Below are 21,997 nucleotides of genomic sequence, written 5' to 3'. Positions count from 1 at the left end.
GGCGCGGGCGGCCAGGTGATCCAGGACGTGGAGACGTCCCGGGCCAGGCGGACCACGTCGGGCCGGGCCGGGACACGGGTGCGCAGCAGCTCCCGCGCCACCAGCCGGGGCGTGCCTTTCGAACAGGGGCGGGGAGATCAGGGGCGCGGGACCGCCGCCGAGACGCGGTTCGGCCGCGTGGGCGCGGCCGGTCCCGCCGGACCGGGGCGCCCCCACGCGCGGCGGCCACCCGGGCTCAGTGGTTCTTCTTCCAGTCCGCCTGGGCCGCGTTGAGCTGGTCGGCCAGCGAGTCCAGGAACTCCTTCGCGGTCATCTTCCCGAGCAGCAGCTTCTGGAAGTTCGGCTCGTTGTCCGCCTTGGAGATGGTGTTCCAGTCGGGCAGGTAGTACGGGAGCTGGACGATCTTCGTGTCGGTCCCGTTCAGCGCCTCGGCCGCCAGCCTGGTCGGCTCGGCCCGCTGGATCCACGCGGCCTTGGCCGCGTCGGTGTTGGCCGGCACCTGGCCCGCCGACTCGTTGAACTTGGAGTTCTCCGCGGCGGAGAGGGCGAACTCGATGAACTTCCAGGCGGCCGCCTTGTTCTCGCTGGACTTGAACAGGCTCAGCCCGTCCACCGGGTTGGACACCTGCACCCGGGTGCCGTCGTCCAGCGTGGGGTTGGGGATGCCCCGGAACCTGTCCTTGCCCAGAGCCTTCAGATGGTCCTGGTAGGAGCCCAGGTTGTGGCTCAGCATGCCGATGGTGCCGCTGTCCCACTGGGCGACCATCTTGGTGAAGTCGTTGTTGACGTCGGCGGACGGGGTGTCCTTCTTGTAGAGCGCGATGTACTTCTCGAGCGCGGCCACGTTCTTCGGGTCGTTGACGGTGGTCTTGTCGCCGTTCCAGAACGAGGTGATGCCGGTCTGGCCGTAGACCGCGTCGAGGGCCGGGGCGATGGCGCCCTCGCCCCCGCGGATGGTGAAGCCGAACTCGTTCCTGCCCTTGTCCGTGAGCTTGCCGGCCGCCTCGTAGAACTTCGCCCAGGTGGACGGGGCGTCCAGGCCGGCCTTCTCGAACAGGTCCGTCCGGTACCACAGGGTGCCGTTGTTGGCGGAGGTCGGCACCTGGTACAGGGCGTCCCCGCCGCCGGCCGACTTGCTGACGTCGAGCAGGTTCCGGCTCAGCCTGCCGTTCAGCGGGCTCTTCTCCAGCCGGGCGTCCAGCGGCTCCAGTGCGCCCTGCACGGCGACCTCGGCGAGCATCGCGGTGCCCACGCCGCCCACATCGGGCAGCCCGCCGCCCTGGATGGCCGTGTCGTACTTGGACTGGGCGCTCGCGGCCGGGATGCCGACGTACTTCACCTCGATGTCGGGGTACTTCTGCTCGAAGTCGGCGATGACCTGCTTCCAGATGTCGGTGCGGACACCGCCGTTGGTGTCCCAGAAGGTGATCGTTCCCTTGCCGGAACCCTCGCCCCCCTTGTCCCCCGCGCCGCCGCTGCCGTCGTCGCCGCAGGCGGTGGCGGTCAGCGCGAGGACGGAGCCCAGGGCGACCGCCGTGGCGGCGCGCCTGCTTCTGCGGATGCTGCTCTTCATCGGTCGGCTCTCTTCTGCTGGATCCGAATGGTGGGGTGGTGCTGTGGGGTCAGTGACCGGTCCGCGCCCGCGGGCCGGAAGGGGTGATGCGGAACCGGGTGAACGTCGCCGTCCCGGCGGGCCCCGGTCCGCCCGGTCCCCCCGGGCCTTCCGGGGCGACGGCGAACAGGCCGAGCAGGGCGCCCACCCAGCGCCAGGGGGTGGCCGTGAACACCGGCCCCGAGGAGCGCGGGCCGTCGCCGACGTCGTAGTGGAACCGGCAGCGCGCCCCGGCTCCGATCTCGACGCGCAGCCGGGCCCGGCGGCCGGGCGCGGGGCACGGCGCCCCGGCGTCCCGCTCCGCCCCGGCCGCGGCCTCGGCCTCGGCCTCGGCGAACCGGTGCACGAGCCGGACCGTCCCGTCGGTCCCGCGCTCGAGCCCGATCCAGCCGAAGGCGTCGCCGAGCACGGCGAGTCCCGCCCGCGCCCCCGGCCCGCCGCCGTCCAGACGCAGGTCGACCTCGACCGCGCAGGGGGAACCGGGCAGCCGCTGGGTGAGCACGTTCGGCAGCCGCCGCGGATCGTGGGCGTCGGCCGAGCGGACGCAGGCCAGCCGCAGCCCGTCCGCGGAGTGCCGGATGGTCCAGCCGGTGCCCGGGTTGGCGGTCCACTGCCACTGGCGGCCGTGGCGTCCGCCGGGGAAGTCGTCGTCGGTGGCGGGCGCGGCCGGCGGTTGCGGTGGAAGGTCCGGCCGGCGGTGCACGGCGACGGGCGCGCCGTCGTCGCCCAGCACGGGCCAGCCTCCCCCGCTCCCGGCCGCTCCCCCGTCGACCCAGCGCATCGGCTGGAGGTGCACCACCCGGCCGTAGGCGCCGCGCTGCTGGAAGTGCAGGAACCAGTCCTCGCCGGCCGCCGTGCGCACCCAGCCGCCCTGGTGCGGCCCGTTGACCCCGGTGTCCTTCTGTTCCAGGACGATCCGTTCCTCGTACGGCCCGAAGAAGCCGCGCGAGCGGAAGGCGCCCTGCCAGCCGGTCTCCACGCCGCCGGCCGGGGCGAGGATCCAGAACCAGCCGTCGTGGCGGTAGAGCTTCGGCCCCTCCAGGGTGAACCATCCGGGTATCCGGTCCCCGTCGACGATCACCTCGCCCTCGTCCAGCAGCGACGTTCCGTCGGGGTGCATACGGTGGCCGGTGAGCCGGTTCTTGACGCCGGAGCGCGACTTGGCCCAGGCGTGCACCAGATAGGCCTCGCCGGTCTCCTCGTCCCACAGCGGGCACGGGTCGATCAGGCCGCGGCCCGGCTTGAGCAGGTGCGGACGGGTCCAGGGACCGCGGACGCCGGGCGCGTTGACCTGGAAGACGCCCTGGTCGGGGTCGCCCCAGAAGATCCAGAAGCGGTCCTCGTGATGGCGGATCGAGGGCGCCCACACCCCGCGGTCGTGCCGGGGGACGGCGAACTCCTCCTCCGGCTCCAGGCGTTCGAGGGCGTGCCCGACCAGGGTCCAGTTGACCAGGTCGCGCGAGTGCAGCAGCGGCAGGCCGGGGACGCGGCCGAAACTGGAGGCGGTGAGGTAGAAGTCGTCGCCGACGCGGACCACGTCCGGATCGGACCAGTCGGCGTTCAGCACCGGGTTCTCGTACGCGCCGGCGGTCACCGGCCCACCGCCCCGCGGACCAGGGCGGCCGCCTCGGCCCGGTCGAGCCGCCCGTCGGCGACCACGGTGACGACGCGGCGCACGACGGTCCCGCCGGCCGGCACCGGCAGCCGCGCGGCGGAGGCCAGCGACGAGCCGACCCCGGGGTAGTCGGCGGCCCGCACGAACCACGGGTCCCGCCGGGTCTCCTCGGTGGCCCCGGCGAAGACCAGCGTCCAGCCGGCGCCCGCCAGCGCGACCCAGTCGGCGCGCCCGCCGTGCACCTCGGTCTCGCCCTCGCGGTCGGCGGTGAAGACCTCCGGCGCCCGCGGCTCCTTGCGGGCCCGCCAGAAGAAGCCTCCATAGGCCGCGCCGGGCCGCCCGTTGGTGGCGGGGCTGCCGAGGGACAGCGGGCCGCCGGTGACGTTGGTCAGGGAGAAGGTCAGGTCCAGCGCCCAGGCCCGGTGGTCGAGCCCGGTGGCGGCGACGGTGCGGCGCTCGCGCAGCAGTTCGCTCCCGTCGGCGACCCAGCGCAGCTCCTCCACGAACCCGTCGGGGTCCAGGAGCTGGAAGCCGGTGTGCCGCTGGGCGCCGTGGTTGTCCAGCTCGGTGGGGCCCCGGTCGCGGACGAAGGTGCGGCCGCCCCAGAAGTTGTGCCCCTCGACGTCGGGGACGGCGACACCGACGCCGAGGTGGTGTGCGTGGTCGGCGGGGCCCAGTTCGGTGACCGCCGTGCCGGCCAGGGTGGTGACGGGGTGCAGACAGGGGCGGGGGGAGAGTCGGGCCGGCAGCTCGGGCCGGGTGACGTACCGGCCGACCGGCCGGCCCGCGACCCGCAGCACCGGCGTGTCGTGGGTCATGAGGAGCTCACCTCTTTCGCGAGGGCCCAGGAGGCGCCCAGCTCGGAGTAGAGGGCGAGGGTGTCGGCCGAGGCCGCGACCAGGCCGTCGACGCCGGTCACGACCCGGCGGTCCGCGCCGGGCGGCCGGCGCCAGGCGCTCCGGGGCAGCGCAAGCGGGTCGGGGGCGGTGCGGACGGCCTCGACGACCCGCATGAAGGCGCCGGTCTCCGCCGGGGCGGCCAGCAGGGGGGTGCCGTCCGCGAGGTGGTCGAGCAGGTTCTCCAGCAGGTCGGTGCGGCCGTAGGAGGTCTCCCGCGGGCCGTGCCCGCACCGCTGGAGCAGGACCCGGTCCTGCTTGTACCAGAAGGTGATCCGGCCCCTGCCGCCGTGCACCAGGACGTACGGCTCCCCCGGCTCCTCGGCGCACAGGGTGGCGGCGACCGTGACCGGGCCGCGCGTGGTGCGCACCCGGACGCAGGAGGTGTCGTCGGACTCGATGTCGTTCGCGCGCAGCAGTTCGGTCTCGATGCCCGTGACGTCCTCGGCCCGGGTGGCGCCGAGCAGGGCGAGTGAGGTGGCGACCGCGTGCGCGAGCGGGTTGGTGAGGACGCCGTCGACCACGTCGGCGCCGTCCAGCCGCCGCCGGCCGGACCAGGGCGCCCGCCGGAAGTAGGCCTCGTCCCGGGCCCAGGCCCCGGCGCCGCCGACCCCGGTGACCTCTCCGATCGCGCCCTCGGCGAGCAGCCGCCGGATGGCGGGCACGGCGTGCGAGCCGAGCGACTGGAAGCCGATCTGGCAGGCGACACCGGCCGCGGCGACACCGTCGGCCATCCGCCGGTACTCGGCGAAGGACGGCGCGGGCGGCTTCTCCAGCAGCAGGTGCACCCCCCGCGCGGCGGCCGTCAGCGCCAGGCCGGTGTGGGTGGGGATCGGGGTGCAGACGACGGCGACCCGGGCTCCGGTGGAGTCGAGGAGCGCCCCGAGGTCGGCGGACTGCTCGGGGGTGCCGAGGCCGTCCGGGATCTCGTCCCCGCCCAGCGGGGTCAGTTCGCAGATGCCCGCCAGCCGGACGGCGCCCTTCGCCTGGAGCCGGCGGATGTTGTCCAGGTGCCAGCGGCCGTGACCGCGCGCGCCCGCCAGCACGATGGGGACGCTCATCCCTTCACCGCCCCCGCGCTGAAGCCGGTGATCAGCCACTTCTGGATGAAGGCGAACACCACGACCACCGGCACGGCCGCGATGATGCCGCCCGCGGCCAGCGCCCCGAGGTCGACGCTGTCCGCGCTCATCAGGGTGTTGAGGCCGACCGGGATGGTCTGCTTGCCCTGGTCGGAGAGGAACATCAGGGCGAACAGGAAGTGGTTCCAGGCGTGCACGAAGGCGAAGGAGCCGACGGCGATCAGTCCGGGCCGCAGCAGCGGCAGGACGACGATCCGGAAGGCGGTGAACCGGTTGCAGCCGTCCACCCAGGCCGCCTCCTCCAGGGAGTACGGCACGTTCCGGATGAACCCGCTGATGAGGATCATCGACAGCGGGAGCTGGAAGACGGTCTCGGCGATGACGACGCTGCCCAGCGAGTTGATCATCGACAGCTTGGCGAAGATCTGGAAGAGCGGCACCAGCAGCAGCGCGCCGGGCACGAACTGGGAGCAGAGCAGGGCCAGCATGAAGCCGCGCTTGACGCGGAAGTCGAAGCGGGCGAGGGCGTAGCCGCCGGCCAGGGCGACCACCGTGGTCAGGACGAGGGTGGCGAGGCCGACGTAGACGCTGTTGGCGAAGTAGGTGCCGAAGCCGCGGTCGGTCCACACCTTGCCGAAGTGCTCGAACGTCACCGGCCAGGGGACCAGCGAGGTGGAGCCGGCCGGGCGGAGGGCGAAGAGCAGGATCCAGTAGAAGGGGACCAGGGTGAACAGCAGGTAGACCGACAGCGGGAGGTAGACGTGCCAGCGGGGCACCTCGTCCCAGGCTCGGTTCCTGCCGCGCGGGCGGGCGGGCACGGACCCGGCCCGCTCGGGTGCGGGAGCGACCTCGGTGATCACTTGGTCTCACCTCCGAACTTGCTCAGCCGCAGATAGACCATCGAGCAGAAGAGCAGGATCACGAACGCCACCGTCGTCAGGGCGGAGGCGTAGCCGAAGTTGTGCGCGTCGACGCTGGTGTTGGCGATGTACAGGGGCAGCGTGGTGGTCTCGCCGGCCGGTCCGCCGCCGGTCAGGGTGTAGAGCAGGTCGACGTTGTTGAACTCCCACACCGCGCGCAGCAGCGTGGACAGGACGATGGCGTCCTTCAGGTGGGGCAGGGTGATGTGCCAGAACTGCTTGAGGCGGCTCGCCCCGTCGACCTCGGCGGCCTCGTACAGGTCCCGGGAGACGGACTGCAGGTCGGCGAGGATGAGGATGGCGAAGAACGGCACGCCCCGCCAGAGGTCGGCGACCACCGCGGCCGGGAAGACCGTCGAGGTGTCGGAGAGCCAGCTCGTGCCGTAGGAGCCGATCCCGGCGTCGGCGAGGTAACGGGTGATGCCGGTCTGGGAGTTGTAGAGCAGCACCCAGATGACGGAGGTCAGCACGCCGGAGACGGCCCAGGGCGAGAAGACCAGGGCGCGGCCCAGCGAACGGCCCACGAAGGTCTGGTTGACGATGAGCGCCAAGGCCAGGCCGAACAGCAGTTGCAGTCCGACCTCGACGACGACCCACTTGGCGCTGAAGGTCAGCGTGTCCCAGAACTGCGGGTCGTGACTGAAGGCCTGGGTGAAGTTGTCCAGGCCCGCGAAGCCGTTCCGCCAGGGCTTGGTGGGGTTGTAGTTCTGCAGGCTGTAGTAGAAGACGCTGATCACCGGGTAGGCGATGAAGCCCAGCATCAGCAGGGCGGCCGGCGCGATCAGCAGGTAGGGCAGCCTGCGCGGTGTCGCGGAGGCACGGCGCCGCCGGGGTGGCGCGGGCGATTTCGCCACGGCTGCGGCTTGGGCCATGACTCTTCTCCGTTCGCAGTGGGGCGGTTTCAGCGGGGACAGGAAGCGCTTGCTACGTACACATGGGTGAAGCGCTTCCGTCGTGGGGCGGGGTCAGCCGGCGTACGGGTCGGGCACGCCGCCCGGGCGGGCCAGGAACTCGAAGTCGCAGCCGGTGTCGGCCTGGGTGATCTGCTCGTTGTAGAGGGCGCCGTAGCCGCGCTCGTACCGTGCGGGCGGGGGCGTCCAGCCCGCCCGCCTGCGCTCCAGCTCCGCGTCGTCGACGTGGAGCCGCAGCGTGCGCGCCTCGACGTCGAGGGTGATGAGGTCGCCGGTGCGCACCAGCGCCAGCGGTCCGCCGATGTACGACTCCGGCGCCACGTGCAGCACGCAGGCGCCGTAACTCGTGCCGCTCATCCGGGCGTCGGAGATCCGCACCATGTCCCGCACGCCCTGCTTGAGCAGGTGGTCCGGGATGGGGAGCATGCCGTACTCGGGCATGCCCGGGCCGCCCTTGGGGCCGGCGTTGCGCAGCACCAGCACGCTGTCCTCGGTGATGCCCAGGGACGGGTCGTTGATGGTGCGCTGCATGGTCCGGTAGTCGTCGAAGACGACCGCGGAGCCGGTGTGCCGGAGCAGGCGGGCCTCGGCGGCGATGTGCTTGATGACGGCGCCGTCCGGGCAGAGGTTGCCGCGCAGCACCGCGACCCCGCCCTCGCTCGCGACCGGGTTGTCCCGGGGGCGGATCACGTCGTCGTCGTGCACCCGGGCTCCGGAGATCTGCTCGCGCAGGGTGTCGTGCGACACCGTCGGCCGGTCCAGGTGGAGCAGGTCGGGGATCCGGGAGAGGAAGCCGGGCAGGCCGCCCGCGAAGTGGAAGTCCTCCATCAGGTACCGCTGCCCGCCGGGGCGGACGTTGGCGAGGACGGGGACCGTGCGGGCGATGCGGTCGAAGTCGTCCAGGGTGAGCCGCACCCCGGCCCGGCCGGCCATGGCGATCAGGTGGATCACGGCGTTGGTGGAGCCGCCGAGACCGAGGACGGTCGTCACGGCGTCCTCGAAGGCCTCGCGGGTGAGGATCCGGCTCAGCCTGCGGTCCCGGTGGACCAGTTCGACGGCGGTCATGCCCGCCCTGGCCGCCATCCGGTCGTGCCCGGAGTCCACCGCCGGGATGCTCGACGCGCCCGGCACGGTCACCCCGAGCGCCTCGGCGGCTGCGGTCAGCGTGGACGCCGTGCCCATGGTCATGCAGTGGCCGGGCGAGCGGGCCAGGCCGCTCTCCAGCTCCGTCATCTCGCAGTCGCCGATGAGGCCGGCCCGCTTGTCGTCCCAGTACTTCCACATGTCGGTGCCGGAGCCGAGGACCTCGCCGCGCCAGTGGCCGGGGAGCATGGGCCCGGCCGGGACGAAGACGGCCGGCAGGTCCGCCGAGGCCGCGCCCATGAGCAGGGCGGGCGTGGACTTGTCACAGCCGCCCATCAGCACCGCGCCGTCGACGGGGTAGGAGCGCAGCAGCTCCTCCGTCTCCATCGCGAGCATGTTGCGGTAGAGCATCGGCGTCGGCTTCTGGAAGGTCTCGCTGAGCGTGGAGACCGGGAACTCCAGCGGGAAGCCGCCCGCCTGCCACACCCCGCGCTTGACGGCCTGGGCGCGGTCGCGCAGGTGGACGTGGCAGGGGTTGATGTCGGACCAGGTGTTGAGGATCGCTATGACCGGCTTGCCGAGGTGCTCCTCGGGGAGGTAGCCGAGCTGGCGGGTGCGGGCGCGGTGGCTGAAGGAGCGCAGTCCGTCGGTGCCGTACCACTGGTGGCTGCGGAGGTCCTCCGGGTTCCTGCGGGGCGCCTTCATATCGACCATCCGGAGGCGATCGCGGCGACCTCGGCGCGCTCGTCCGCGGGCAGCGGCTTGCTCGGCGGGCGGACGTCCCGGCGGCACAGGCCGAGCGCGGAGAGCGCCTCCTTGACGACCGTGACGTTGTTGGCGTTGCCGTGGGCGGCGCGCAGTTCCTCGAACCGGCGGATCCCCTCCCAGACCTTCATGGCGGCCGGGAAGTCGCCGGCCCGGAGCGCCTCGATCATGCCGCGGGAGACGGCCGGGGCGACGTTCACCAGTCCCGAGGTGAAGCCGGTGGCGCCGGCCGAGAAGTAGGAGGGCGCGTAGGGCTCGGCGAGGCCGGCGACCCAGACGAAGCGGTCGAGGCCCGCGTCCCGGGCGAAGCCGGCGAAGTGCGCGGCGTCGGGGACGGCGTACTTCACGCCCACGACGTTCGGGCACTGGTCGGCGAGTTCGGCGAGGCGGGCGCCGGCCAGCCCCTCGTTGCGGATGTACGGCACCACGCCCAGTTCGGGCACGGACTCGGCGATCGCGCGGTGGTAGTCGACCCAGCCGGCGGCCGAGACGTAGGGGTGCACGGGCTGGTGGACCATCACCATCGCGGCGCCGGCGTCGCGGGCGTGCCGGGCGGAGTCGATGGCGGTGGGCAGGTCGTGGCCGACGCCGACCAGGACCACGGCGCGGCCGCCGGCCTCGTCCACGGTCAGCTCGGTGACCAGGCGGCGCTCCTCGGGGGTGAGGGCGTAGAACTCGCCGGTGTTCCCGTTGGAGGTGATGGTGGTGATCCCGCCGTCGAGCAGCCGGCGCAGCAGGGCCCGGTGGGTGTCCCGCTCGACGGAGCCGTCCTCGGCGAACGGGGTCACCGGGATGGCCACCACGTCGGCCAGGGCCGCCCGCTGGGTCTCGAACGTCACGCTGCTCATTCCTGGCCTTCCTCTGGCTGGGGCTCGGAGATCGCCCGCCGTACGAACGACGCGATGTGGGCGTGCAGGGCGCTCGCGGCGCCGTCCGCGTCGCCCTCCAGCGCGAGCCGCAGGATCTCCCGGTGCTCGGTGGCCTCCCGCTCCCAGGAGGGGTCGGCCGCCCAGGCCACGGCCGCGACGAGGGCGGCCTGGTCGCGGACCTCGTCGAGCATCCGGCCGAGCAGCGGGTTGCCGCACGGCAGGTACAGGGCGCGGTGGAACTGGCGGTTGGCCAGGGAGCGTTCGGCGGTGTCGGCGGCGGAGTCGGCGCGAGCCAGCGCGTCGCGCGCGGCGTCGAGGGGCGCCCCGCGCCGCACGGCCCGGCGCAGCGCCTCGGGTTCCAGCAGCAGCCGGACGTCGTAGACCTCGCGCGCCATGTCCGCGTCCACCATGCGCACCGTGACGCCCTTGTACTGGCTCATCACGACGAGCCCGGTCCCGGCGAGGGTTTTCAGGGCCTCCCGCACGGGGGTCTTGGACACCCCGAACTGCGCGGCGAGTTCCGTCTCGACCAGGGCCTGGCCGGGCGTCAGCTGCCCGGTGAGGATGCGGTGTTTGATCGCGTCCAGCACGTACTGCGTGCGGGACGGGATCGGCGTGGGCACAGAGGTCATACGGCCCTCTCGGATCTCGCGTATCGCGTCTCATATATGACGTACGAAGTACGACGCGTTGAAGGTAGGAGGGGGCGTGTGTTTCGTCAATGCTTCTGACAAAGGGAGTTCGGGTTGCCGGAAGGCGCCTCAGACGGTGTGGGTGTCGCCCTCCACGGCGGCGCGGGTGGGCCGGCCGGAGACCTCGGCGGCCCGGGCGGTGGCCGCCGCCCGGGTGAGGCTGGGTCCGACATGCGTGACGAGCAGCTCGCGCACCCGTGCCTCCCGGGCGACGCGGCCGGCGTCCTCGGGGGTGAGGTGGACCTGCGGGAAGTGTTCGCCACCGCGATGCTCGTCGATGTCCGCCTCGCACAGGAACAGGTCGGCGCGGGCCGCGAGTTCACCGAGCGCGGCGCAGGGGCCGCTGTCCCCCGAGTAGGCGAGCACGCTCCCCTGGCTCTCGGCGCGCAGCCCGTACGCCTCGGCGTCGTGCGCGACGGCGCGGGCGGTGAGCCGGAGGTTCCAGTGCCGGACGTCGTGCCCGTCGTACAGGGCCCGGAAGTCGAAGACGCCCTTCAGGAACTCCACGTCCGAGCGCCCGAAGAAGCCCGCCAGCCGGCGCGCGCAGTCCTGCGGCGCGTACACCGGCACGGGCGCGGCCGGGGTCATCCCGCCGAACGCGAAGGCGTAGGCGGCGGCGAGCAGGTCGGCGCTGTGGTCGGCGTGCAGGTGCGAGATCCAGATCGCGGTGAGCCGCGCGGGATCCGTGTGCCGCTGCAACGCCGCGAACGTCCCGGGCCCCGCGTCCACCCACACCTCGGCGCCCCCACCGGCCAGCAGATACCCGGAGCACGGCCGGTCGGGCCCGGGGTGCGGGGAGGCGGCGCCGAGGACGGTGAGAGTGAGCGGCATGGCACGGAGGGTACGGGGTGCGGCACCGGACCCCGGCGGCTTTCGGCAAGGCTGCGGTCGCCCCGTGGCCGGCGGAAGCTCTCGACGCGGGCGCCCCTGCGCGACCGCACGGGCACTCCCGCCGCGGAACCCGCCCCGACCCGGCCGCAGGCACCCTCGACGCGGAACGCGCCCGGCACCGGGGCGGTACAGCCGGCGGCGCCATCGGAACGGCACCGGCGGGCCCGCGCCGCATGGTCGCGCCGGGGTCGGGCGAAGGGGCGGCCGGGCCGGCGGTGAGTCAGCCCGGGGTCACGGCCGCCAGTTCGGGTCGCGGCCGCTCAGGCCGATCGTGCGGGTCAGGAGGGGGGCGGTGGGCGGGACCGGGACCACCGGGCCGAACGGGGCGTCGGCGCGGGACGGTTCCGCGGCGGCAGCGGCGAGGAAGGAGTGGGCCGCCTCCAGGGCGCCCGGGTCGGGGTCGTAGGGCTGGCCCGTCGCGCGGGCCAGGTCCCAGCCGTGGACGACGAGCTCGTCGGCGACGACCGCGCCCGCGACCGCGCCGGGCAGGTCCACGCCGCCGGCCCGGGTGGCGCCGGTCCAGGCGTCCGGGTCGCGCCAGGCGTCGGCCAGTTCGTCCAGCGCCTTCGGCAGGTCCTCGCGCCAGCCGGGGCCGATGTCGGGGACGGTGGCGTTCGGCCTGGTGTCGGTCGTCGCGCCGAGGTCCTTGCGGGCGGCGTCCCGGAAGGCCACGGACAGGTGCAGGATGTGGCCGAGCAGGTTCCGCACCGCCAGGTCCGGGCACGGCGTGGCGGCCGTGAGCCGCTCGTCGGCCACGGCCTCGGCGAGCCGCGCCACGATCCGGGTCTGCGGGCCGAGATCCACCATGGTCATGGGTCACTCCTTCAAGGTCGCGCTCTCCGTACGAAGGGTTGACCGTCCTGCTCGCCGGAACTCATCGGTGCCGCCGGACCACCCCCACGGCGCACGGCCGCCGCCGTCCCGCGAGTAGGGCATCGTGCCGATGCCAGATCCCCGCCTCAGGCCCACGATGGGCAGGCATGACGACTTCCTGGTCCCTGGTCCGCGTCCTGCGGAACCGCGACGCGGCGCTGTACCTCACCGGCGTGGTGGTGTCCGCCTTCGGCACCTCTTCGCTGTGGCTGGCGTCGGGGGTGTGGGTGAAGGACCTCACGGGGTCCGACGGTCTGGCGGCCCTGAGCGTGCTCGCGCTGTGGGCGCCCACGCCGGCGGGTCCCTTGCTCGGCGCGCTCGCCGACCGGATGCGGCGCAAGCCCCTGCTCGTCGCGTCGAACCTGTGCCTTGCGGCGCTCCTCCTCACCCTGCTCACCGTCGACTCCCCCGGCCGGCTGTGGCTGCTGTTCGCCGTGCTGTTCCTCTACGGCGCCATCGGGGTCGTGCACGACGCCGCCGAGTCGGCCCTGGTCGCCGCCGCCGTCGCGCCCGGCCTCCTCGGCGACTTCAACGGGCTGCGGACGACCCTCACGGAGGGCATGAAGCTCGTCGCCCCGCTGACGGGGGCGGGTCTCTACGCGGTCTACGGCGGTCCCGCCGTGGCCTGTCTGGACGCCGTCACCTTCGTCCTCGCCGCCGGGCTGTACGCCCTGCCGCGGGTGCGCGAGGAGCGGCCCGCCCGGGCCGGCGACGGCTGGCGGCGCCAGACCGCGCAGGGCGTCCGGCACCTGTGGGGCCACCCCGTGCTGCGCCCGCTGGTCGGGGCGGGCGGCACGGCCATGCTGCTGGCGGCGCTGGCCGGCTCCGCGGTGTACGCCGTCGTCGACCGCCTCGGCCACTCCCCCGCGTACGCGGGCGTGCTGTACGCCTTCCAGGGCGCCGGTTCGGTGGCGGCCGGGCTGGTCTCGGGGCCCGCGCTGCGCCGCCTGGGCGCGCGCCGGTTCGCGGCGGCGGGGATCGCGCTGACCGGGATCGCGGTGGCGGCGCGGGCCCTGCCGTCGGACCCGGTGGCCCTTGCGGCCGGCGTGGTGATCGGCCTCGGCCTGCCCTGCGTGCTGGTGGCCGCCTTCACCGCCGTCCAGCGGGAGACGCCGGGCCCGCTGCTCGGCCGCGTGACGGCCACCGCCGGCACGCTGGTCTTCGCCCCGAACGTGCTGGGACTCGGCGTCGGGGCCGGTCTGGTCGAACTGGCCGGCGTGGGGCTGCTGCTGCCGTTCTACGGGGCTGCGCTGCTCGCGACGGCGGCCGCCCTGGCTCACCGCCCCGACAGCGCCTCCCGCACCGCGGACAGGTCGTCGTCCGACGCCAGTCCGGCGTGATAGAGCCGCAGCTCCGTCGCGCCCTCGGCACGGGCGCGTGCGGCGTCCGCCGCCAGGGTGGCGGGGCTGCCGCCCATCCCGGTGACCACCGTGAGGTTGGCCGCCAGGACCGTCCGTTCCCCCGCCCGCGCCGCGAACGGCGCCAGCAGCCGCGCGCCGCCCGTGCACGGCACCACCACACCGTCCGCGACACCGAGGATGTGGGCGGGGTCGACGCCGGCGTTGGCGCCGCAGTGGTACGGCACCGGGTCGGCGTGCAGCAGCACCTGGAAGCCCTCGGGCGCGACGGCGCGCACGGCGGCGACGGCCTCCTCCTGGAGCGTGCGGGCGACGGTGTCGCGCCAGGCGCGCGTGGCCGCCGCCGTGTCCTCCCCGAGGAGTGCGCCGACCGACGGCCAGCCCCCGTCGTCCGCCGCGCCCCGCCACAGCGGTTCCAGCGCGGCGCGCACGCCGGCCGCCAGCCGGGCGGGGTCCAGCCCCCGCTCGCCGTAACCGGCGCCGCAGGACGGGCAGAAGCACAGGGACATCAGGTACTGCCCGGCGTCCCCGAGGGCGATCCCGGAGGTCTTGTCGTGCGCGTGCAGGTGCTGCAGCCCGTACCAGCCGAGGGACTCCAGTTCGGTGCCGTGCGCGCCGGGGCGCACCGCGGCCTCGGCGGCCAGGTCGACCAGGTACGCGCGCGTGGCGGGCTGCGCGATGCACGGCGCCCACGGATAGCGGTCGCCGTAGGCGTTGACCACCGAGGTGTCCGGATGCTCGGCGCCCAGGCGGGAGTTGTGCGCGAGGACGACCCAGGTGTGCACCTCCAGACCGGCCTCCGCGAGCGCCCCGGCGGCCTCGCCGTAGGCGTCGCCCGGGGCCCAGCGTCCAGCGGGGTACGGGCGCAGCACCCGGCCCGCCCAGCGGTCGCCCGGCGGGTAGAGGACGGCGGCGTGCTCCGCCGTGACGATGCGGTGGCGGGGGTGGCGGGGGGTCAGGGCGCGGGTGGAGTGGTAGGCCGAGGCGAGGGTGACCTGCCCGGCGCCGAGCGAGGCGATCCGCGCGGGGGCTTCGGGATCCCCGGCCACGTCCCAGGGGTAGAGGAACGCCGACGCCTTCACGCCTCCTCCTCCAGCAGCGCGTGTCCGCGCTCGATCAGCAGGGCGAGCCGTTCGACGTGCTCCTTGCCCGGCTCGTGCAGCGGCGGGCGGACCTCCCCGACGTCCAGGCCGCGCAGCCGTACGCCCGCCTTGACGAGCGACACGGCGTAGCCGCGGCCCTCGGCGCGCAGCTCCACGAACGGGCGGTAGAACCCGTCCAGGAGACGCCGCACGGTGGCCTCGTCGCCCGAGCGCAGCGCCCGGTGGAAGGCGAGGGCGATCTCCGGGGCGAAGCAGAAGACGGCCGAGGAGTACAGGGTGACGCCGAGGGCGCCGTAGGCGAGCTGGGTCTGCTCGGCGGTCGGCAGCCCGTTGAAGTACAGGAAGTCGCCGGGGGCCTCGGTGCGCACGGCGCTGACGATCCGCTGCATCAGGTCCAGGTCGCCGAGCCCGTCCTTGAGGCCTACGACGCCCTCGGTGCGGGCGAGTCCGACGACGGTCGGCGGGGTGAGGACGGCGTTGTCGCGCTGGTAGACGATGACCGGCAGGGCGGTGGCGGCGGCGATCTCCCGGTAGTGCCGCAGCAGGCCCTCCTGGCCGGCGTGGACGAGGTAGGGAGGCATCGCGAGCAGTCCGTCGGCGCCCGCCGCCTCGGCGGTGCGCGCGTAGCGGACGGCGAGTGCGGTGCCGTAGCCGGCGCCCGCGACGACGGGCACCCGGCCGCCCGCAGCCTCGACGGCGGCCCGGACGCAGGCCTCGAACTCCTCGGGCAGCAGCGCGTGGAACTCCCCGGTGCCGCAGCACGCGAAGACGGCGGCGGCACCGGCCGCGACGCCCTCGCGCACATGGGCGCGGTAGACGTCGAGGTCGACGGAGCCGCCGGAGCCATAGGCCGTGACGGGGAAGAACAGCGGCCCGCTCGGATCACGGAGCCGGGCGGCGAGAGGGGCTGGCGTCACGAGCACTCCCTGTCGGTGCATGCTTCTGATCAGCGTCTATATTTCTGAACATCCGCACGCTACGGGCCTCTTTCGGGCCCGGTCAAGCGTGCGAACGCGCAACACGACGGCGGACCTTCCCACCCCCACGGCACACTTGACTGGATCCGCCACCGCTTTCTAGCGTGTCCACGCATGTGAATGATGTCCATGTCGATGATGTGCCAGTGATGTCCGCGCACACGGCCGTTCACCCTCGTCCGAGGCGATCAAGGAGTCCGAGGATGCCCGCTCCCCGCACCGTCCTGCTCACCGGCGCCGCCGGCGGGCTCGGCACCCTGATGCGGTCCCTGCTGCCGGCGTACGGCTACACGCTGCGCCTGTTCGACGCGCGGCCCGTCGAGGGCGAACCGGACGCCGTCACCGCGGACCTCACGGACACGGACGCGCTGCGCGAGGCGGTGCGCGGGGTGGACGCGATCATCCACCTCGCGGGCATCTCCCTGGAAGCGCCCTTCGAGAAGATCCTCCGGTCGAACATCGAAGGCACCTACAACCTGTACGAGGCCGCCCGCCTCGAGGGCGTGAGCCGCGTCGTCTTCGCCTCCTCCAACCACGCCGTCGGCTACACCCCCGCCCCCCGCCCGGGCGGGCCGCTGATCCCCGTCGACACCCCGCGCCGCCCGGACACCTTCTACGGCCTGTCCAAGTCCTTCGGCGAGGACCTGGCCCAGCTCTACTGGGACAAGCACGGCCTGGAGACCGTCTCCGTGCGCATCGGCTCCTGCTTCCCGGAGCCGACCAGCGTGCGCATGCTCTCGGTGTGGATGAGCCCGGACGACGGCGCCCGCCTCTTCCACGCGGCGCTGACCGCCGAGGGGGTCGGCCACACCGTGGTGTACGGCTCCTCGGCCAACACCCGCCTGTGGTGGGACCTCACGAGCGCGCGGGCGCTCGGCTACGACCCCCGGGACGACTCCGAGCCGTACGCCGGGAAGCTCATCGCCGAGCAGGGCGAACTCGACCCGGCGAACCCCGCGCACAGCCACCTCGGCGGCCACTTCGTCAACGACCCGCCGATCTGGCCGTACTGACAGGGCCGGCCGCGAGGCCGGAAAAGGCCGTTCACGGCGGCGGGCGGGCACCGATCGGGCCCGCCCGCCGCCGTATACGGGCATCCGGGCCGCCCGATCCCACCCCGTCCCGGAAGGCCCCGCAGGTCCGCGACGGGCGCCGCACGCCCCGAACGGGCACATCCGGGCAGGATCGGGCCCGTAACAGGCCTGGTCAGCGCCGCACGCCCGCTGTAGAAATTCCCCCATGGGCCCGAACGGGCAGCGCGGCGGGGAAGCGGGTGACGACATGGGCATGAGGACGGCGGAGGAACGGCAGCGCGAGATCGTGCGGGCCGCGCGCACCGCCGGCTCGGTCGACGTCACCGCGCTCGCCGCCGAACTGGGCGTGGCCAAGGAGACCGTCCGGCGCGACCTGCGCGCCCTGGAGGACCACGGCCTGGTCCGCAGGACGCACGGCGGCGCCTACCCGGTCGAGAGCGCCGGCTTCGAGACCACGCTCGCCTTCCGCGCCACCAGCCACGTCCCGGAGAAGCGCCGGATCGCGGCCGCCGCCGCCGAACTGCTCGGCGACGCGGAGACGGTCTTCGTGGACGAGGGCTTCACCCCGCAGCTCATCGCCGAGTCACTGCCCGCCGGCCGGCCGCTGACCGTGGTCACCGCCTCCCTGCCGGTCGCGGGCGCCCTGGCCGAGGCCGAGGACGTGTCGGTCCTGCTCCTCGGCGGGCGGGTCCGGGCCGGCACGCTGGCCACCGTGGACCACTGGGCCACCCGCATGCTGTCCGGCTTCGTGATCGACCTCGCCTACATCGGGGCCAACGGCATCTCCCGCGACCACGGGCTCACCACCCCCGATCCCGCGGTCAGCGAAGTGAAGGCCCAGGCCGTCCGCGCCGCCCGGCGCACCGTCTTCGCGGGCGTGCACACCAAGTTCGGAGCCGTCAGCTTCTGCCGGTTCGCCGAGATCGGCGCGCTGGAGGCGATCGTGACGAGCACACTGCTGCCGGCCACCGAGGCACACCGCTACTCCCTGCTGGGCCCGCAGGTCATCCGGGTCTGATCGGCCGGGCCCGGAGCGCCGGGTCCGCACGCCCGCGGCACCTCCCCCGCGGGCCTCCGCACACCCTCGTACGCCCCTTATCTCCCCATACATCCACACATCCAGGAGCGATCCATGCGCATCCCGAGCCGACGGAGGCCGCGAGCCACGCTCGCCGTGGCCGCCGCGGGGACGCTGCTCGCCCCGCTGCTCTCCGGCTGCTGGGCCGGTGCGGGCGGGACCGGTTCCGGCGGCGACTCCATCAACGTGCTGATGGTCAACAACCCCCAGATGACCGAGCTGCAGAAGCTGACCGCCGGCCACTTCACCAAGGAGACCGGCATCAAGGTGAACTTCACGGTCCTGCCCGAGAACGACGTCCGCGACAAGATCAGCCAGGACTTCGCCAACCAGGCCGGCCAGTACGACGTGGCCACCCTGTCCAACTACGAGATACCGATCTACGCCCGCAACGGCTGGCTGCACGACATGGACGGCTATGTCGCCCGGGACCCCTCCTACGACGAGCAGGACGTGCTGAAGCCGATGCGCCAGTCCCTGACGGCGGACGACGGCAGGCTCTACGGGCAGCCCTTCTACGGCGAGTCGTCCTTCCTGATGTACCGCAAGGACGTGTTCGCGGCGAAGGGCCTGAAGATGCCCGCCCACCCCACCTGGACGCAGGTGGCCGGCCTCGCCGCGAAGGCGGACGGGGCCCGGCCCGGCATGAAGGGCATCTGCCTGCGCGGCCTGCCCGGCTGGGGCGAGCTGATGGCGCCGCTCACCACCGTGGTCAACACCTTCGGCGGCACCTGGTTCGACAAGGGCTGGAAGGCACGCCTGAACTCCCCGGAGTTCGTCAAGGCGACAAAGTTCTATGTCGACCTGGTGCGCGAGCACGGCGAGTCCGGCGCCGCCCAGTCCGGCTTCGCCGAGTGCCTGAACGGCATGACCCAGGGCAAGGTCGCCATGTGGTACGACGCCACGAGCGCCGCCGGCCTGCTGGAGGCGGCCAGGTCCCCGGTCCGCGGCAAGCTCGGCTACGCACCCGCCCCCGTCGAGCGGACCGGCTCCTCCGGCTGGCTCTACACCTGGGCCTGGGGCATCCAGAAGGCCTCCCGCAACCCCGACAAGGCCTGGAAGTTCGTCTCCTGGGCGTCGGGCAAGGGCTACGAACGGCTGGTCGGCGAGACCAGCGGCTGGCCGAACGTCCCGGCGGGCAAGCGGGCGTCGACCTACCGGAACGCCGACTACCGCGAGTCGGCCGCCGCCTTCCAGGAGATGACCCGCAAGGCCATCGAGGGCGCCCGCCCGAACGACCCCGGCGTGCAGCCGCGGCCCGCGCCCGGCATCCAGTTCGTCGGCATCCCCGAGTTCACCGACCTCGGCACCAAGGTCTCCCAGGAGATCAGCGCGGCCATCGCCGGGCGCCAGTCCGTCGACTCGGCCCTGAGGAAGTCGCAGGCGCTCGCCGAGAAGATCTCCGAGGAGTACGAGGGACGATGACAGCGACGACCACGGCACCGATCGCGACCACCCCCGCACGGGCGGCGCACCGCCCCCCGGCCCGGCTGCGCGCCTGGGCCACCCGGGCCCCGCTGCTCCCGGCCCTCGTCTTCATGATCGTCGTGACCCAGCTGCCGTTCGTGGCCACGCTGGTGATCTCCTTCTTCGACTGGAACGCCCTCTACCCCAAGGCCCGCCACTTCACCGGCCTCGACAACTACCGCCAGGTGCTGACCGACGCGGACCTGCGCCACTCGGTCTGGACCACCCTGCTGCTCACGGTGGCGGTGGTACTGGCCAGCCTGGTCCTCGGCCTGGCCCTGGCCCTGCTGCTGGACCGGCGGTTCCGCGGCCGGGGCCTCGTGCGCACCCTGCTCATCGCACCCTTCCTCGTGGTGCCGGTGGCGGCGGCCCTGCTCTGGAAGCATGTGCTCTATAACCCTGAATACGGGCTGCTCAATGGGCTGTTGCACTATGTGGGCGGCCCACAGCCGGACTGGATCTCGAACACCCCGCTGCTCGCGGTCGAGGTCTCGCTGGTGTGGCAGTGGACGCCGTTCATGATGCTGATCCTGCTGGCCGGACTGCAGAGCCGGGACCAGCAGCAGATCGAGGCCGCCCGGGTCGACGGCGCGAGCGACTGGCAGATCTTCCGCCATCTGACCCTGCCCCACCTGCGCCGCTATCTGGAGCTCGGCGCCCTGCTCGGGTCGATCTACATCGTCCAGAACTTCGACGCGGTGTTCACGATCACCTCCGGCGGGCTCGGCAGCGCCAACCTGCCCTACACCGTCTACCAGAGCTTCTACCAGGCCCACGAGAACGGTCTGGCCTCGGCCGCCGGCGTCCTGGTGGTCGTCGGCTCCATCGTCATCGCGACCTTCGCCCTGCGCGTGGTGTCGTCCCTGTTCCGCGAGGAGGTGTCCCGCGCATGAGCGCCACCGTCGTCAAGCGCAGGGTGCGCACGGGAACCGGCCTGGGCCTGGTGGCCTGGCTGGCCGGCATCGTGTTCTTCCTGCCCATCGCCTGGATGGCCCTGACGTCCTTCCACTCCGAGGCGGACGCGGCGACCAACCCGCCCTCCTTCGCCGCCTCCCTCACCCTGGACGGCTACCGCGAGTTCTTCGGCACCGGCGGCGGGGCCAGTCCCTGGCCCGCGCTGATCAACTCCACGGTGGCCTCGGTGGTCTCCACCGCCTGCGTGCTGCTGCTCGCCCTGCCGGCGGCGTACGCGCTGTCGATCCGGCCGGTGCGCAAGTGGACCGACGTCCTGTTCTTCTTCCTGTCCACGAAGATGCTGCCGGCCGTGGCGGGCCTGCTGCCCGTCTACCTGTTCGCGAAGAACACCGGGATGCTCGACGACATCTGGCTGCTGGTCGTCCTCTACACCTCGATGAACCTGCCGATCGCGGTGTGGATGATGCAGTCCTTCCTCGCCGAGGTGCCGGTGGCGGTGATCGAGGCGGCCCGGGTGGACGGAGCCCGGCTGCCGACCGTCCTCGCGCGCGTGGTGGCCCCGATCGCCCTGCCCGGCATCGCGGCGACCGCCCTGATCTGCTTCATCTTCAGCTGGAACGAACTGCTCTTCGCCCGGGTCCTGACGGGCGTGGTCGCCGAGACCGCCCCCGTCTTCCTGACCGGCTTCATCACCAGCCAGGGCCTGTTCCTGGCCAAGGTGTGCGCCGCGTCGCTCGTCATCTCCCTGCCGGTGCTCGCCGCGGGGTTCGCCGCCCAGGACAAGCTGGTCCAGGGCCTGTCGTTGGGAGCCGTGAAATGAAGGCCGCCGTCATCGAGTCCGTGGGCCGCGCCGTCGTCACCGAGGTGCCCGACCCCACGCCGGGGCCCCGCGAGGTCGTCGTGGAGGTGGCCGCGTGCGGCCTGTGCGGCACGGACCTGCACATCCTCCAGGGCGAGTTCGCGCCCAAGCTGCCCATCGTCCCCGGGCACGAGTTCGCGGGCGAGGTGGTCGGCGTCGGAACGCAGGTCACGGAGGTCGCGGTCGGCGACCGGGTGGCCGTGGACCCGTCCCTGTACTGCTACGAGTGCCGCCACTGCCGCACCGGCCACAACAACCTGTGCGAGCGGTGGGCCGCGATCGGCGTGACCACGGCCGGCGGCGCCGCGCGGTACGCGGTGGCCCCCGTGGCGAACTGCGTCAGGCTGCCCGAGCACGTGCGCACCGAGGACGCGGCCCTGGTGGAGCCGCTGTCCTGCGCGGTGCGGGGCTACGACGTGCTCAACTCGCGCCTCGGCGCCCATGTGCTGATCTACGGCTCCGGGACGATGGGCCTGATGATGCTGGAGCTGGCCAAGCGCACCGGCGCGGCGAGCGTGGACGTCGTCGACGTGAACCCGGCCCGGCTGGAGACGGCGCGCAGGCTCGGCGTCTCGGCGTCGGCCGCGAACGCGGACGAGCTGGACCGGCCGCGGGGCTGGGACGTGGTGGTGGACGCGACGGGCAACGCGGCGGCCATCCAGGACGGTCTCGACCGGGTGGCGAAGGCCGGCACGTTCCTGCAGTTCGGGGTGGCCGACTACGCGGCCCGGGTGACCATCGACCCGTACCGGATCTACAACCAGGAGATCACCATCACGGGCTCCATGGCGGTGCTGCACAGCTTCGAGCGGGCGGCGGAGCTGTTCGCGAACGGCGTGCTGGACCCGGAGGTGTTCATCAGCGACCGGATCCCGCTGGAGCGCTACCCCGAGGCGCTGGAGCAGTTCGCGGCGGGCGTCGGCCGCAAGATCGTCGTCGTCCCCTGAGCCGAACGGGGGTCGGGCCGTCGGTAAGGGAACGGTAAAGCGGTGCCGTT

General features: G+C 73.3%; 20 protein-coding genes. 7 read left to right on the top strand and 13 right to left on the bottom strand.

Annotated elements, in window-relative coordinates:
* Positions 1–235: 235 nt before the first annotated feature.
* The 11 genes from ACZ7JA_RS34645 to ACZ7JA_RS34595 all read right to left on the bottom strand — a co-directional run bounded on the left by ACZ7JA_RS34645 (position 236) and on the right by ACZ7JA_RS34595 (position 12,149).
* Positions 236–1,573: an ABC transporter substrate-binding protein gene (locus tag ACZ7JA_RS34645; RefSeq protein WP_470812346.1), complete on the bottom strand. Its 1,338-nt coding sequence runs from the start codon at positions 1,571–1,573 to the stop codon at positions 236–238.
* 49 nt (positions 1,574–1,622) lie between these two features.
* Positions 1,623–3,206 carry a glycoside hydrolase family 43 protein gene (locus tag ACZ7JA_RS34640; RefSeq protein ID WP_470812344.1) on the bottom strand — a complete coding sequence of 528 codons (1,584 nt, stop codon included), beginning with the start codon at positions 3,204–3,206 and terminating at the stop codon, positions 1,623–1,625.
* On the bottom strand, positions 3,203–4,045 hold the full coding sequence (locus tag ACZ7JA_RS34635; RefSeq protein WP_351669221.1) for a DUF6807 domain-containing protein: 843 nt from the start codon (positions 4,043–4,045) through the stop codon (positions 3,203–3,205). Before ACZ7JA_RS34635 ends, ACZ7JA_RS34640 begins: the two co-directional genes overlap by 4 nt.
* On the bottom strand, positions 4,042–5,184 hold the full coding sequence (locus ACZ7JA_RS34630) for a Gfo/Idh/MocA family protein (RefSeq protein ID WP_470812342.1): 1,143 nt from the start codon (positions 5,182–5,184) through the stop codon (positions 4,042–4,044). Before ACZ7JA_RS34630 ends, ACZ7JA_RS34635 begins: the two co-directional genes overlap by 4 nt.
* Positions 5,181–6,065: a carbohydrate ABC transporter permease gene (locus tag ACZ7JA_RS34625; RefSeq protein WP_389304414.1), complete on the bottom strand. Its 885-nt coding sequence runs from the start codon at positions 6,063–6,065 to the stop codon at positions 5,181–5,183. The genes ACZ7JA_RS34630 and ACZ7JA_RS34625 overlap by 4 nt, the downstream gene beginning before the upstream one ends.
* A complete protein-coding gene (locus tag ACZ7JA_RS34620; protein ID WP_468891121.1) occupies positions 6,062–6,997 on the bottom strand; it encodes a carbohydrate ABC transporter permease in 936 nt (311 codons plus the stop codon). The genes ACZ7JA_RS34625 and ACZ7JA_RS34620 overlap by 4 nt, the downstream gene beginning before the upstream one ends.
* Positions 6,998–7,090: 93 nt before the next feature.
* Positions 7,091–8,833, bottom strand: coding sequence for an L-arabinonate dehydratase (gene araD, locus ACZ7JA_RS34615; RefSeq protein ID WP_470812339.1), 1,743 nt, complete (start codon positions 8,831–8,833; stop codon positions 7,091–7,093).
* On the bottom strand, positions 8,821–9,732 hold the full coding sequence (locus tag ACZ7JA_RS34610; protein ID WP_389452890.1) for a dihydrodipicolinate synthase family protein: 912 nt from the start codon (positions 9,730–9,732) through the stop codon (positions 8,821–8,823). Before ACZ7JA_RS34610 ends, araD begins: the two co-directional genes overlap by 13 nt.
* On the bottom strand, positions 9,729–10,385 hold the full coding sequence (locus ACZ7JA_RS34605; RefSeq protein WP_351669231.1) for a GntR family transcriptional regulator: 657 nt from the start codon (positions 10,383–10,385) through the stop codon (positions 9,729–9,731). The genes ACZ7JA_RS34610 and ACZ7JA_RS34605 overlap by 4 nt, the downstream gene beginning before the upstream one ends.
* A gap of 129 nt (positions 10,386–10,514) precedes the next feature.
* On the bottom strand, positions 10,515–11,276 hold the full coding sequence (locus tag ACZ7JA_RS34600; protein WP_470812336.1) for an MBL fold metallo-hydrolase: 762 nt from the start codon (positions 11,274–11,276) through the stop codon (positions 10,515–10,517).
* 291 nt (positions 11,277–11,567) lie between these two features.
* On the bottom strand, positions 11,568–12,149 hold the full coding sequence (locus ACZ7JA_RS34595) for a TIGR03086 family metal-binding protein (protein WP_389304410.1): 582 nt from the start codon (positions 12,147–12,149) through the stop codon (positions 11,568–11,570).
* Between the two features lie 167 nt (positions 12,150–12,316).
* Here ACZ7JA_RS34595 and ACZ7JA_RS34590 point away from each other — a divergent pair, with 167 nt between their 5' ends.
* The gene (locus ACZ7JA_RS34590; protein WP_389452887.1) at positions 12,317–13,549 is read left to right on the top strand and encodes an MFS transporter; all 1,233 of its coding nucleotides are present in this window, start codon (positions 12,317–12,319) and stop codon (positions 13,547–13,549) included.
* On the opposite strand, the gene ACZ7JA_RS34585 is transcribed toward ACZ7JA_RS34590, so the two are convergent.
* Both ACZ7JA_RS34585 and ACZ7JA_RS34580 read right to left on the bottom strand, forming a co-directional pair.
* Entirely contained in the window at positions 13,486–14,649 is a 1,164-nt protein-coding gene (locus tag ACZ7JA_RS34585; protein WP_389304406.1) for a hypothetical protein, read from the bottom strand. The genes ACZ7JA_RS34590 and ACZ7JA_RS34585 overlap by 64 nt on opposite strands.
* Entirely contained in the window at positions 14,646–15,587 is a 942-nt protein-coding gene (locus tag ACZ7JA_RS34580; protein WP_351669241.1) for a 5-dehydro-4-deoxyglucarate dehydratase, read from the bottom strand. Before ACZ7JA_RS34580 ends, ACZ7JA_RS34585 begins: the two co-directional genes overlap by 4 nt.
* Before the next feature lie 263 nt (positions 15,588–15,850).
* Between ACZ7JA_RS34580 and ACZ7JA_RS34575 the strand changes: the two genes are divergently transcribed.
* The 6 genes from ACZ7JA_RS34575 to ACZ7JA_RS34550 all read left to right on the top strand — a co-directional run bounded on the left by ACZ7JA_RS34575 (position 15,851) and on the right by ACZ7JA_RS34550 (position 21,947).
* Positions 15,851–16,660, top strand: a complete 810-nt coding sequence (locus ACZ7JA_RS34575) for an NAD-dependent epimerase/dehydratase family protein (protein ID WP_351669243.1) — start codon at positions 15,851–15,853, stop codon at positions 16,658–16,660.
* Positions 16,661–16,928: 268 nt separating this feature from the next.
* A complete protein-coding gene (locus ACZ7JA_RS34570; RefSeq protein ID WP_389304550.1) occupies positions 16,929–17,699 on the top strand; it encodes a DeoR/GlpR family DNA-binding transcription regulator in 771 nt (256 codons plus the stop codon).
* 114 nt (positions 17,700–17,813) lie between these two features.
* Positions 17,814–19,184, top strand: coding sequence for an ABC transporter substrate-binding protein (locus ACZ7JA_RS34565; protein WP_393428651.1), 1,371 nt, complete (start codon positions 17,814–17,816; stop codon positions 19,182–19,184).
* On the top strand, positions 19,181–20,119 hold the full coding sequence (locus tag ACZ7JA_RS34560) for a carbohydrate ABC transporter permease (RefSeq protein WP_351669247.1): 939 nt from the start codon (positions 19,181–19,183) through the stop codon (positions 20,117–20,119). The genes ACZ7JA_RS34565 and ACZ7JA_RS34560 overlap by 4 nt, the downstream gene beginning before the upstream one ends.
* The gene (locus ACZ7JA_RS34555) at positions 20,116–20,961 is read left to right on the top strand and encodes a carbohydrate ABC transporter permease (protein WP_351669249.1); all 846 of its coding nucleotides are present in this window, start codon (positions 20,116–20,118) and stop codon (positions 20,959–20,961) included. Before ACZ7JA_RS34560 ends, ACZ7JA_RS34555 begins: the two co-directional genes overlap by 4 nt.
* Positions 20,958–21,947, top strand: a complete 990-nt coding sequence (locus ACZ7JA_RS34550) for a zinc-dependent alcohol dehydrogenase family protein (RefSeq protein ID WP_351669251.1) — start codon at positions 20,958–20,960, stop codon at positions 21,945–21,947. Before ACZ7JA_RS34555 ends, ACZ7JA_RS34550 begins: the two co-directional genes overlap by 4 nt.
* The last annotated feature ends 50 nt before the right edge of the window (positions 21,948–21,997 follow it).

Source organism: Streptomyces sp. NPDC038135, assembly GCF_055601245.1.
Note: the sequence above shows the minus strand (reverse complement) of the source record. Positions and strands in the feature narration are given on the sequence as shown.

What these genes read in the sequence shown, in the direction of transcription:
- ACZ7JA_RS34645 (WP_470812346.1), bottom strand. Translation starts at nt 1,573, where the DNA reads ATGAAGAGCAGCATCCGCAGAAGCAGGCGCGCCGCCACGGCGGTCGCC.
- ACZ7JA_RS34635 (WP_351669221.1), bottom strand. Translation starts at nt 4,045, where the DNA reads ATGACCCACGACACGCCGGTGCTGCGGGTCGCGGGCCGGCCGGTCGGC.
- ACZ7JA_RS34630 (WP_470812342.1), bottom strand. Translation starts at nt 5,184, where the DNA reads ATGAGCGTCCCCATCGTGCTGGCGGGCGCGCGCGGTCACGGCCGCTGG.
- ACZ7JA_RS34620 (WP_468891121.1), bottom strand. Translation starts at nt 6,997, where the DNA reads ATGGCCCAAGCCGCAGCCGTGGCGAAATCGCCCGCGCCACCCCGGCGG.
- araD (WP_470812339.1), bottom strand. Translation starts at nt 8,833, where the DNA reads ATGGTCGATATGAAGGCGCCCCGCAGGAACCCGGAGGACCTCCGCAGC.
- ACZ7JA_RS34610 (WP_389452890.1), bottom strand. Translation starts at nt 9,732, where the DNA reads ATGAGCAGCGTGACGTTCGAGACCCAGCGGGCGGCCCTGGCCGACGTG.
- ACZ7JA_RS34605 (WP_351669231.1), bottom strand. Translation starts at nt 10,385, where the DNA reads ATGACCTCTGTGCCCACGCCGATCCCGTCCCGCACGCAGTACGTGCTG.
- ACZ7JA_RS34600 (WP_470812336.1), bottom strand. Translation starts at nt 11,276, where the DNA reads ATGCCGCTCACTCTCACCGTCCTCGGCGCCGCCTCCCCGCACCCCGGG.
- ACZ7JA_RS34595 (WP_389304410.1), bottom strand. Translation starts at nt 12,149, where the DNA reads ATGACCATGGTGGATCTCGGCCCGCAGACCCGGATCGTGGCGCGGCTC.
- ACZ7JA_RS34590 (WP_389452887.1), top strand. Translation starts at nt 12,317, where the DNA reads ATGACGACTTCCTGGTCCCTGGTCCGCGTCCTGCGGAACCGCGACGCG.
- ACZ7JA_RS34575 (WP_351669243.1), top strand. Translation starts at nt 15,851, where the DNA reads ATGCCCGCTCCCCGCACCGTCCTGCTCACCGGCGCCGCCGGCGGGCTC.
- ACZ7JA_RS34570 (WP_389304550.1), top strand. Translation starts at nt 16,929, where the DNA reads ATGGGCATGAGGACGGCGGAGGAACGGCAGCGCGAGATCGTGCGGGCC.
- ACZ7JA_RS34565 (WP_393428651.1), top strand. Translation starts at nt 17,814, where the DNA reads ATGCGCATCCCGAGCCGACGGAGGCCGCGAGCCACGCTCGCCGTGGCC.
- ACZ7JA_RS34560 (WP_351669247.1), top strand. Translation starts at nt 19,181, where the DNA reads ATGACAGCGACGACCACGGCACCGATCGCGACCACCCCCGCACGGGCG.
- ACZ7JA_RS34555 (WP_351669249.1), top strand. Translation starts at nt 20,116, where the DNA reads ATGAGCGCCACCGTCGTCAAGCGCAGGGTGCGCACGGGAACCGGCCTG.
- ACZ7JA_RS34550 (WP_351669251.1), top strand. Translation starts at nt 20,958, where the DNA reads ATGAAGGCCGCCGTCATCGAGTCCGTGGGCCGCGCCGTCGTCACCGAG.